12 protein-coding genes are annotated in these 10,918 nt (G+C 66.5%); 10 read left to right on the top strand and 2 right to left on the bottom strand.

What is annotated here, in order from left to right; genetic code table 11:
• The 10 genes from ACR2JA_RS19705 to phoR form a co-directional block, all read left to right on the top strand.
• The coding region (locus tag ACR2JA_RS19705) for a TlpA disulfide reductase family protein (RefSeq protein ID WP_434010756.1) at positions 1-342 on the top strand (342 nt) is incomplete at its 5' end.
• 68 nt (positions 343-410) lie between these two features.
• Positions 411-1,343, top strand: a complete 933-nt coding sequence (locus ACR2JA_RS19700) for an MBL fold metallo-hydrolase (protein WP_434010755.1) — start codon at positions 411-413, stop codon at positions 1,341-1,343.
• 132 nt (positions 1,344-1,475) lie between these two features.
• Positions 1,476-1,655 (top strand): hypothetical protein, encoded by a 180-nt coding sequence (locus tag ACR2JA_RS19695; RefSeq protein WP_434010754.1) that lies wholly within the window; start codon positions 1,476-1,478, stop codon positions 1,653-1,655.
• A gap of 339 nt (positions 1,656-1,994) precedes the next feature.
• A complete protein-coding gene (gene pstS, locus ACR2JA_RS19690; RefSeq protein ID WP_434010753.1) occupies positions 1,995-3,026 on the top strand; it encodes a phosphate ABC transporter substrate-binding protein PstS in 1,032 nt (343 codons plus the stop codon).
• A 108-nt stretch (positions 3,027-3,134) separates the two neighbouring features.
• Complete coding sequence (pstC, locus tag ACR2JA_RS19685) at positions 3,135-4,115, top strand: phosphate ABC transporter permease subunit PstC (protein ID WP_434010757.1); 981 nt, start codon at positions 3,135-3,137, stop codon at positions 4,113-4,115.
• 2 nt (positions 4,116-4,117) lie between these two features.
• Positions 4,118-4,972 carry a phosphate ABC transporter permease PstA gene (pstA, locus tag ACR2JA_RS19680; RefSeq protein ID WP_434010752.1) on the top strand — a complete coding sequence of 285 codons (855 nt, stop codon included), beginning with the start codon at positions 4,118-4,120 and terminating at the stop codon, positions 4,970-4,972.
• A 40-nt stretch (positions 4,973-5,012) separates the two neighbouring features.
• Positions 5,013-5,801 (top strand): phosphate ABC transporter ATP-binding protein PstB, encoded by a 789-nt coding sequence (pstB, locus tag ACR2JA_RS19675; protein WP_434010751.1) that lies wholly within the window; start codon positions 5,013-5,015, stop codon positions 5,799-5,801.
• Positions 5,802-5,818: 17 nt separating this feature from the next.
• The gene (gene phoU, locus ACR2JA_RS19670) at positions 5,819-6,520 is read left to right on the top strand and encodes a phosphate signaling complex protein PhoU (RefSeq protein ID WP_434010750.1); all 702 of its coding nucleotides are present in this window, start codon (positions 5,819-5,821) and stop codon (positions 6,518-6,520) included.
• Between the two features lie 28 nt (positions 6,521-6,548).
• Entirely contained in the window at positions 6,549-7,256 is a 708-nt protein-coding gene (gene phoB / locus ACR2JA_RS19665; protein WP_434010749.1) for a phosphate regulon transcriptional regulator PhoB, read from the top strand.
• Complete coding sequence (gene phoR, locus ACR2JA_RS19660) at positions 7,253-8,575, top strand: phosphate regulon sensor histidine kinase PhoR (RefSeq protein ID WP_434010748.1); 1,323 nt, start codon at positions 7,253-7,255, stop codon at positions 8,573-8,575. Before phoB ends, phoR begins: the two co-directional genes overlap by 4 nt.
• 20 nt (positions 8,576-8,595) lie before the next feature.
• Here the strand turns inward: phoR and ACR2JA_RS19655 are convergent, their stop codons facing one another.
• Both ACR2JA_RS19655 and ACR2JA_RS19650 read right to left on the bottom strand, forming a co-directional pair.
• Positions 8,596-10,305, bottom strand: coding sequence for a hypothetical protein (locus ACR2JA_RS19655; RefSeq protein WP_434010747.1), 1,710 nt, complete (start codon positions 10,303-10,305; stop codon positions 8,596-8,598).
• A gap of 132 nt (positions 10,306-10,437) precedes the next feature.
• On the bottom strand, positions 10,438-10,695 hold the full coding sequence (locus ACR2JA_RS19650) for a type B 50S ribosomal protein L31 (protein ID WP_434010746.1): 258 nt from the start codon (positions 10,693-10,695) through the stop codon (positions 10,438-10,440).
• Positions 10,696-10,918 lie beyond the last annotated feature (223 nt).

The following is a 10,918-nucleotide window of genomic DNA, read 5'->3' as shown; positions in this document are numbered from 1 at the left end:
GCCGAGGGCCGGCCGCTGCTGGTGTACTGGTGGTCCAGCACCTGCCCGTTCTGCGCGCTGCAGAGCCCCAGCATGGACCAGCTGTGGCAGTCGCAGAAGGGTCGGGGCCTGCAGATGGTTGCGCTGTCCATCGACAAGACGCCCGAGGACGCGGCGGCCTACCTCCGTGCCAAGGGCTACCGTTTCCCCGCGGCCTGGGCCAGCCCTCCGTGGCGCAAGACCTTTCCCAAACCGCGTGGTCTGCCCATCACCCTGCTGCGCGGGCGGGACGGCACGCTGGTGCTGGCCGAAAAGGGCCAGATGTTCGCTGAAGACGTCGCGGCCATCGCGGGGCTGATCTGAGCGGTGGACGCATCGGTCCCCGTACACCCGCCGGTGCCCCTTCACCTCTTGGAGCAACCGTGATGCACATGTCCCTGACCCGTCTCAAACCCTGGTGGCTGGCCGCTGTGGCCGCCACCCTGGCCTGGAGCGCCCAGGCGGTAGAAGTGGTCTTCCAGCCGGTCGCGCCCAACGTGTACGCCCATGTCGGGGACATCGAGGGCCGCACCTACGACAACGAAGCGCTCAACGCCAACATCGGGCTGGTGGTCACGCCGGCCGGCGCCTTGCTGATCGATTCGGGCGCCACCTTCCAGAGCGCCCGGCAGATCGCCGAGGCGGCGCGCAAGGTCACGCCGCAGCCCATCCGGTGGGTCATCAACACCGGCGGGCAGGACCACCGCTGGCTGGGCAATGGCTACTTCAAGGCTCAGGGCGCGGAGATCATGGCCCATGCCGACGCCGAGGCCGACATGAAAGCCCGCGGCCCCGAGCAGCTCCGGGCCAACGCGCCCGTGCTCAAGGAGAAGATGGACGGCACCGCGATCGTGCTGCCCACGCGCTGGCTGACCGGTGCCACCACCCGACTGACCCTGGGTGACATGGCTGTGGAGGTGGTGCACCGCGGCGGCGGCCACACGCCGGGCGACAGCCTGGTCTGGTTGCCGCACAGCGGTGTCGTGTTCACCGGTGACGTGGTCTATGTCGACCGCATCCTGGGCCTGCACCCGGTGAGCAAGACCCGGACCTGGGTCGAATCCTTCGTGGCGCTCGAAGCCCTGAACCCCCGGGTGGTGGTGCCCGGCCACGGCCGCGTGACCACGCTGGCGCAGGCGCAGAAGGACACCGGCGAGCTGCTGCGTGCCCTGCGCGCCCACATGGGCAAAGCCGTCGAAGCGGGCACCGACATGAGCGCGGCCATCAAAAGCTTTGACGCCGCGCCTTACAAGCACCTCAAACACATGGACGTCTGGCTGCCCCAGCTGGCCAACCGCACCTACCTCGAAATGGAACAGGAGTGAGCCGGGGACGCCGGCGTCTGGGGCGATGGCGGCGTATCGCCCCGCGGGCCGCGTCCGACCGGTCGGCCCAATGCCCTGGGGTGGGCCGTTGCGGGGTGCAGAATGTCCGCTGACCCAACGCCCGAGCACCCCATGACCGAACCCACAAACCCTGCGACCAAGATGCTGCACGACCGCTTCGAGATCACCCACGCCACGCTGCAGGTGATGAACGAGCCGTTCACCGTGCCCTGCGGCGACTGGCGGTCAACGCCTGCGCAGTCGAACACACCGGCACACCACCACGCCGGTCATCAGCACACCCACCCCTGACGGGCCGTCGCCCGCCAGGCGGTGGCCACCGCTGGACCTCGACCATGGGCGGAATACGACAGCTGCTTCACGCTTCTTGCGGTTGGCGCAGCCCGAGCCCAGCACTTTGACGGTCAGCATGTTGTGTTTCCTGGGCAGCCAGGAGCCGGGTCTGGGTGTGACCACCACGCGCTGCTGGCGCCGCAGCCAGGTCCGCGCCATCCCAGCGCGCACCAGGTCCAGCGTGGATGGATCGCTGAGCCGGTGTCCCTGCTTGAAAGTCTTGTGACTGTCATGTACTTGTCACAGACCGTCATTACAGTCCCTCCATCGACTTCCCCCAACCGTGAGGACTTTTGTATGAACACCAAGCGCACCCTTCTGAAGACCGTTGCCGCCGCCACCCTGGCCACCCTGGCCATGGGCACGGCTTTCGCTGCCGACATCACCGGCGCGGGCGCCACTTTCCCGTTCCCGGTCTATGCCAAGTGGGCCGAGGCCTACAAGAAGGAAACCGGCACGGGCCTGAACTACCAGTCCATCGGTTCCTCGGGCGGCATCAAGCAGATCCGCGCCAAGACCGTGACCTTCGGGGCCACCGACGCGCCGGTGCCCGGCGCTGACCTGGACAAGGACGGCATGATCCAGTTCCCGGCCATCATCGGCGGTACCGTGCCCGTGATCAACCTGGAAGGTTTCCAGCCCGGCGAACTGCGCATGACCGGCCCCGTGCTGGCCGAGATGTTCATGGGCACCATCAGCAAGTGGAACGACCCCAAGCTGGCCGCCCTGAACCCCGGCAAGAAGCTGCCCGATGACAACATCACTGTGGTGCACCGCGCCGACGGTTCGGGCACCACCTTCAACTGGACCGACTACCTGAGCGCCGTGAGCAAGCCCTGGGCCGATTCCGTGGGCAAGGGCGCCGCTGTGAAGTGGCCGGCTGCTTCGTCGGTGGGTGGCAAGGGCAACGAAGGCGTGGCCGCCAACGTCAACCGTGTCAAGGGCGCGCTGGGCTATGTGGAATACGCCTACGTGAAGAAGAACAAGATGAACTTCATGCAGCTGCAGAACGCCAACGGCAAGTACGTCAGCCCCGACGACACCACCTTCGCCGCCGCTGCCGCCAGCGCCGACTGGTTCAGCGTTCCCGGCATGGGCATCTCCATGGTCAACGCCAAGGGCGACAACGCCTGGCCCGTGTCCACCGCGTCGTTCATCCTGATGTATAAGCAGCCCGAGGACAAGGTCGCTTCCGCCGAAGCCCTGAAGTTCTTCGACTGGGCCTTCAGCAAGGGCAAGACCCTGGCCACCGAGCTGGACTACGTGCCGCTGCCCGACGCCCTGACCGCCCAGATCCGCAGCAAGGTCTGGAACCAGGTCGCCAAGTAATCCGAACGCCAAGGTACCCGCCGGTATGCCCCATGCCGGCGGGTCTTTTTTTGTCACTGAACCGACATAATCGGCCACGGAGTTCCCATGAGCATCGCTGGAGCCAGCATGACCGTCCCTGACGCGCCCGCCGATACCGGCAACCCCCATATGTTGGGCATCGCCCGCAAGCAGCGCTTGCAGGACATGGCCTTTCACCGCATCACCCAGCTGTTTTCGCTGCTGGTGCTGGTGGCCCTGCTGGGCATCATCGTTTCCCTGTTCATCAACGCCTGGCCGGCGTTCCAGAAATTCGGCGCCCGGTTCATCTGGTACGTCGAGTGGGACATCATCAATGAAGAATTCGGTGCCGCGATCGCCATCGTCGGCACCCTGGCCAGCGCCGGCATCGCGCTGCTGATCGCGGTGCCGCTGGCGTTTGGCATTGCGCTCTTCCTCACCGAAACTTGCCCGCCCTGGCTGCGTCGCCCGCTGGGCACCGCCATCGAGCTGCTGGCTGCCGTGCCGTCCATCATCTACGGCATGTTCGGTCTGTTCGTGTTCGCGCCGCTGTTTGCCGACTACTTCCAGGTGCCGGTGCAGAAGCTGCTGGGCTCCATGCCGCTGATCGGCTTCCTGTTTGGCGGGTCCACCAACGGCATGGGCATCCTGGCCGCCGGCATCGTGCTGGCCTTCATGGTGCTGCCCTTCGTGGCCGCGGTGATGCGCGACGTGTTCGAGATCGTGCCCCCCATCCTGCGCGAATCGGCCTACGGCCTGGGCTGTACCACCTGGGAAGTGGTGCGCCGCGTGGTGCTGCCGTACACGCAAAAAGGCGTGATCGGTGGCGTGATGCTGGGCCTGGGCCGCGCCCTGGGCGAGACCATGGCGGTCACCTTTGTGATCGGCAACGCCAACCGCATGCCCAGCTCGCTGTTCTCGCCGGGCACTTCGATCGCCTCGACCCTGGCCAACGAGTTCGGCGAAGCCGCCGACTTCCACATCTCGGCCCTGTTCGCACTGGGCTTCCTGCTGTTTGTCATCACCTTCATCGTGCTGGCCCTGGCCAAGTGGATGATCATCCGCGCCGAAAAGGCCAAGGGGCTGTGACCATGGAATTCAACCAGACGCTCTACCGCCGTCGCCAGCTGTCCAACAAGATCGGTCTGACCCTCTCCATGGGCGCCATGGGCCTGGGCCTGGCGGTGCTGCTGTGGATTTTGTTCGTGCTGTTCTCCAACGGCCTGGCCGCGATGGACCTGAACCTGTTCACCCAGTCCACCCCCGCGCCCGGTTCCGAAGGCGGTGGCCTGGCCAACGCCATCGTCGGCAGCCTGCTGATGGTGGGTTTCTCGGTGCTGGTGTCCACGCCCATCGGCATCTTCGCTGGCGTGTACCTGGCCGAATACGGCGACACCAGCAAGACGGCCGAGCTGACCCGCTTCGTCACCGACATCATGCTGTCGGCCCCGTCCATCGTGCTGGGCCTGTTCGTCTACGCCATCGCGGTGGCCACGGTGGGCGGTTTCTCGGGCTGGGCGGGTTCGCTGGCGCTGTCGCTGATCGCCGTGCCGGTGGTTGTGCGCACCACCGAGAACATGCTGCGCCTGGTGCCCGGCAGCCTGCGCGAAGCGGCGTTTGCCCTGGGCGCGCCGCGCTGGAAGGTGGCCACCATGATCACGCTGCGCGCCGCCAAGAGCGGTGTGGTCACCGGCCTGCTGCTGGCCATCGCTCGCATCAGCGGCGAGACGGCGCCGCTGCTGTTCACCGCGCTGAACAACCAGTTCTTCAACACCGACATGACCAAGCCCATGGCCAACCTGCCGGTGGTGATTTTCCAGTTCGCGATGAGCCCGTACGACAACTGGATCCGCCTGGCCTGGGCCGGCGCGCTGCTGATCACTCTGTCGGTGCTGGCACTGAACATCGTCGCCCGTGTCTACCTGCGCGACAAGTCGCCCAAGTGAAGTCCACAGCCTTTTTCATCTCTTCCAACCGGACCCGATCATGACCGCTACCGCCACGGCTGCCGCCACGACCACCCGCAACGCGCTGGAGCTGCGCAACCTGAACTTCTACTACGGCCAGTTCCAGGGCCTGAAGAACGTGAACATGAACATCGAGGAGCGCAAGGTCACCGCCTTCATCGGCCCCTCGGGTTGTGGCAAATCCACGCTGCTGCGCACGCTCAACCGCATGTACAGCCTCTACACCGGCAAGCGTGCTGAGGGGTCGATCAACTTATACGGCCAGAACATCCTGGACCCCAAGCAGGACATCAACCTGCTGCGCGCCCGCATCGGCATGGTGTTCCAGAAGCCGACGCCGTTCCCGATGTCCATCTACGACAACATCGCCTTTGGCGTGAAGCTGTACGAGAACATCAGCAAGAGCGAGATGGACGACCGCGTGGAATGGGCGCTGACCAAGGCCGCGCTGTGGACCGAAGTCAAGGACAAGCTGCACCAGAGCGGTCTGTCGCTGTCCGGCGGTCAGCAGCAGCGCCTGTGCATCGCGCGCAGCGTGGCGGTGAAGCCCTCGGTGCTGCTGCTCGACGAGCCGACTTCGGCGCTGGACCCGATCTCCACCGGCAAGGTGGAAGAACTGGTGCACGAGCTCAAGAAGGACTACACGATCGCCATCGTCACGCACAACATGCAGCAGGCCGCGCGCTGCAGCGACTACACAGCGTACATGTACCTGGGCGAATTGATCGAATTCGGCTCGACCGAACAGATCTTCTTCAAGCCCACCAAGACCGAGACCGAAGACTACATCACCGGCCGTTTCGGCTGATCCACGGGAGCACCAGCATGGGCGACAAACACATCTCCAGCCAGTTCGATGCCGAACTCAACTCCATCTCCACCCACGTGCTCGAAATGGGCGGTCTGGTGGAGTCGCAGCTGCACCAGGCGGTCTACGCGCTGACCCACATGAGCCTGGAAACGGCCGAGCAGGTGATCGAGACCGAGCAGCGCATCAACCAGATGGAAGTGAACATCGATCACGAAATCATTTCCACCATTGGCCGGCGCCAGCCAACGGCGCGCGACCTGCGCTTCCTCATGGCCATCTCGCGCACCACGCAGAACCTCGAACGTGCCGGCGACGAGATCGCTCGCGTGGCGCGCATGGTCAAGTCCATCATCCACGGCGGCACGCCGCGTTCGCTGCCGGTGTCCGAACTGCGCCTGGCCGCCGACCTGGCCGCCGGCATGCTGCGCAAGACGCTCGATTCGTTTGCGCGCCTGGACACGACCATGGCGCTGGCCATCATCAAGGACGACAACGCCATCGACACCGAGTACGACGGCTTCCTGCGCAAGCTCATCACCTACATGATGGAAGACCCGCGCACGATATCGCCCAGCCTGGACCTGCTGTTCCTGGCCAAATCGCTCGAACGCGTGGGCGACCACGCCAAGAACATCGCCGAGCAGATCATCTTCGTGGTCAAGGGCGAGGACGTGCGGCACTCGTCGGTCGACAAGGTGGAGTCGCTGGTCCGATGATCCGTTCGCCAAGACTGGAGGCCCGAGCATGAGAAAGCTGCCCCGTGTGCTGGTGGTGGAGGACGAGCCGGCGATCGCCGAGCTGATCGCCGTCAACCTGCGCCACAACGGCTTTGCGCCCACCGTGGTGTTCGACGGCCAGGCCGCGCAGCGCGAGGTGGACGCCGTGCTGCCCGACGTGATCCTGCTGGACTGGATGCTGCCTGGCGAGAGCGGCGCGTCGCTCGCCCGCCAGTGGCGCAAGCACGAGCGCACGAAGACGGTGCCGATCCTGATGCTGACCGCGCGCAGCGACGAGAGCGACAAGGTGCAGGGCCTGGACGCTGGCGCCGACGACTACATCACCAAGCCGTTTTCCACGCAGGAGCTGCTGGCGCGCATCCGCGCCGTGCTCCGCCGGCGCGCACCCGAGATCGTCAACGACTCGGTGCAGGTCGGCGAACTGGTGCTGGACGCCGGGACCTACCGGATCAGCTACCGCGGCCAGGAGCTCAAGGTCGGGCCGACGGAGTTCAAACTGTTGCACTACCTCATGAAGCACGCCGAGCGCGTGCACACGCGGGGCACGCTGCTCGACAAGATCTGGGGCGACCATGTCTTCATCGAGGAGCGGACCGTGGACGTGCATGTCAAACGCTTGAGGGAGTCGCTCGGTGAAGCGGCTGGCATGGTGGAAACCGTGCGGGGCGCTGGTTACCGCCTGACCGCGCAAGGCACCCAGACCGCCCACTCATGATCGCCCGGACACTTGCCCTGCTGTGCCTGGTGCTGCTGGGCGCGGCCTGGGGCTGGAGTCGAGGCTCGCTCATCGGGACGCTGATCGGCGCCTTGCTCGGCTCGCTGGCCTGGGGCATCCAGGACGGCATCAGCGCCACGCGCTTGCTGCGCTGGCTCAACAACGGCGAGGTCACCGGCACGCCCCACCTGCGGGGTGTGTGGGGGGAACTGCTGGACCGCAACCGCAAGATCTTCAAGAAGCTGGAAAAAAAGGCACAGGGCAGCGACGCCCGGCTGGAGGATTTCCTCTCGGCCATCCAGGCCTCGCCCAACGGTGTGGTGCTGCTGGACGCGAACGGCGCGATCGAGTGGTGCAACCAGACCGCGGCCGCCCACCTGGGGCTGGACCCGCAGCGCGACCTGGGCCAGGCGATCCGCAACATGGTGCGTTCACCAACGTTTGTGGCCTACCTGACCGAGGGCGACTTCCGCCACGAGATCCAGATCGACGGACCAGGGCAGCGGCCTTCGCAACCCAACAAGATCTCGCTGCAGATCCACCCCTACGGACACAAACGCAAGCTCATGCTCACGCGCGATGTGACGGCGGTGCAACTGGCCGAGACGATGCGGCGCGACTTCGTGGCCAACGTCTCGCATGAGATCCGCACGCCGCTGACGGTGCTCAGCGGCTTCGTCGAAACCATGCAGAGCATCCCGCTGGAGGAAGCCGATCGCGCCCGCTATCTGGGCCTGATGAGCCAGCAGGCCCACCGCATGCAGACGCTGGTCAACGACCTGCTCACGCTCTCGCGTCTGGAGGGCAGTCCCGCGCCGGGCACCGGGGAATGGGTGGACGGCGACGAACTGCTGCGACAGGTGGTGCAGGAGGCGCAAGGGCTTTCGCACACCATCGCTGAGACCCCGCACCTCATCGAAGCGCAGCCGGGTCCAGCCCTGCAGATCTCGGGGGTGCGCAGCGAACTGCTCAGCGCTGTGTCCAATCTGGCCAGCAACGCGGTGCGGTACACGCCCGGTGGTGGTCGTATCCGCCTGGGCTGGCGTGTGCGCCCGGAAGGCGGAGCCGAATTCTTCGTGGCCGACAGCGGCCCAGGGATCGCAGCCGAACACCTGCCCCGGTTGACCGAGCGCTTCTACCGGGTGGATCGCAGCCGTTCGCGCGAGACGGGAGGCACGGGCCTTGGCCTGGCCATCGTCAAGCACGTGGTGCAGCGCCATGGCGGGCAGGTGCACATCGAGAGCGTGGTGGGGCAGGGCTCCACCTTCGTCCTCAGCCTGCCACCCACCCGGGTGCGCGAGGCGGTCTCGGACGACTGATCAGCCCCGGGGCAGGGGCCTCACTGGCCCACGCGCTGGTACACCAGCAGCCGCTCTTTGCGGTCGGTCAGGCGGCTGACGCTGGCCTTGAACGCCCACTGGGTCAGCTGCACGCGCTGGTCCAGGGTGTCTTGTGTGCCCGGGTTCACCACCATGGAGCGGCAGTCACGTGCGTTGACCGGTTCGGGTTGCCCGGTGCGCACCAGCGTGAGCCTCCCGTGGTACTGCAGGGCCGCGATCTGCGCGCTGGACAGACCATCGACCAGCACACAGCTGTTGGCGGGGACCAGCGAGGCGACGCGGCGCGAGAGCGGCCCGTAGCTGCGTCCGAAGTCCAGCAGGGGCAGCCACAGCGTCATCAGCAGCAGCCAGCACAGCGTGGCACCCGCAGCGGGCAGTACCAGGCTCTTCCACAGCGCCTGCCGGTGGGCGCCCACGCGCCAGGCCACCAGCCAGATCCAGGCCAGCGTGGCCAGCGCGGCCACGGCAAACAACAGCAGCGAAAACTCGGGCACAAAGCCCGGGGCGAGCCGGGCCACGTTGGCCGCGGGCTTGGCGGGCACGCCGGTCATCATGGCCACCCACACGGTCCAGACGATGAGCGCACAGCCGGTGAAAAAGATCAGCGTGAACCAGTCGATCAGGGCCGACACGCTGCGGCTGAGCGTGGGCAAGGCGAACGCCGCCAGCGTGGCGAGCGCGGGCAGCGCGAGCAGCAGCGCGCGGTCGAAGTCGGGGTTGACCGCGCTGTTGAGCACGCTGACCGCGGTCGTCCACAAAGGCAGGGCCACATGCGGCTGGCGCAGTTGCCGGCGCCAGCGCCACAGCGTCCACAACGCCAACGGCCAGGCGGGCCAGGTGAACCACACCAGCAAACGGCCCCAGCGGGTCCAGTCGCTCCAGTGGTCGGGCATGTCCAGGGCGGGCGCTTGCAAGAGCCCGGCCGCGGCGGCGACCAGCATCACTGACGCCAGGATGGCCGCCGCCGCGATCAGGGGGCGGTGGTGGGCGCCGTGTTCGGGTCCGCCGGGACGTGGCCATCCGATCCAGAACAGCAAACCCGCGCCACACGCAAGGGCGATCCAGGGCGCGCCGCTGAACACCAGCGTGGCCGCCGCCAGGGTCCAGATCAGCAGGCTGCGCGCTGGGTGCGCATCGTCGGCTTGCGCCAGCCGTGCGGCACCCAGCAGCAGCGCGCTGCTGGCGGCGAGCCTGGCCAGGTCGGGCGTGGTTTCGTGCGACAGCTGGGCCAGGCCCAGGCTGGCCACCAGCGCCAGCAGGGCCGCGTCGGCCAGCGTCCGGGCGTAGTCGACCGGCTGGGCTTCGCCACCGAAGGCAAAGGCCACCGGCTGCGCACCGCGCTGGCGCGCCAGGTGGTAGACGGCGTACCAGGTGCAGGCCAGCGTCAGGGCCAGCAACCCACCGAATGGAATGCGCACGGCGAGGTCAGCCGACAGGAAAGGCAACAGCCGGATGAAGGCGGCGCCCAGCCAGTAGGGCAGTGGACCGGGTTCGTCCACCAGCTCGCCCAGCACCTGTGGCTGCCACCAGCTGCTGTGGCCGGCGGCCATTTCCAGCATCACGCCGAAGGCGGACACATCGGCCAGCTTCCATGGCTCACGCCCGAGAAAGCCGGGCAGCACGTAGGCCACGCAAAACAGGATGAGCGCCAGCCGGGGCAGGCGGCGCACCGCCGACTGCGGCACGATGGCGGGGGTGGTCTGGGTCACGGCGGCTGACTATACAGGGGCGGCGGGGCAGGGGTGTGGTGGTGCATGTGGCGCGCGGCAGGCGAAAAAAAAGCAGCCGGCAAGGCGGCTGCTTTTTTGCGGGTTGTGCCCGGGAGCACAACGCGGGCCCTATCACTTGGCAGCGGTCTTGCCGTAGCGGTTGCGGAACTTCTCGACGCGACCACCCATGTTGTCCACCGACTTCTGGGTGCCGGTGTAGAAGGGGTGCGACTCGCTGGAGGTGTCCAGCTTGAACAGGGGCAGCTCACGGCCGTCTTCCATCTTGACCATTTCTTTGGTGGTCACGCAGGAACGGGTCACGAACTTGAAGTTGTTCGACAGGTCCACGAAGCACACTTCGCGGTAGTTGGGGTGAATGCCTTCTTTCATGGCGATTCCTAAGGTCAGGTGCGACAGCCGCAGCGAAACCATTTCGCTGTACTTGCCACAAGTTGCAAAGCTTTTGATTGTATCACCCCTGCCGCGCTGCGCGCGACCCCCTCAAGGGGGCGATGCGTGTGGCCCGGCAGAGCCGGTTCCACCGCATCCTCGACCCAGACACGCGCTCCGGAGATGACTGGGTGAGCCGGACAAGTTAGGGGAGGGTCTTCGC

Origin of the sequence: Hydrogenophaga sp. (assembly GCF_051007235.1) — a bacterium.
In the GTDB taxonomy this organism is placed as follows: domain Bacteria; phylum Pseudomonadota; class Gammaproteobacteria; order Burkholderiales; family Burkholderiaceae_C; genus Hydrogenophaga.
The sequence above is the reverse complement of the archived record's forward strand: the minus strand, read 5'-3'. Positions and strand labels throughout refer to the sequence as shown.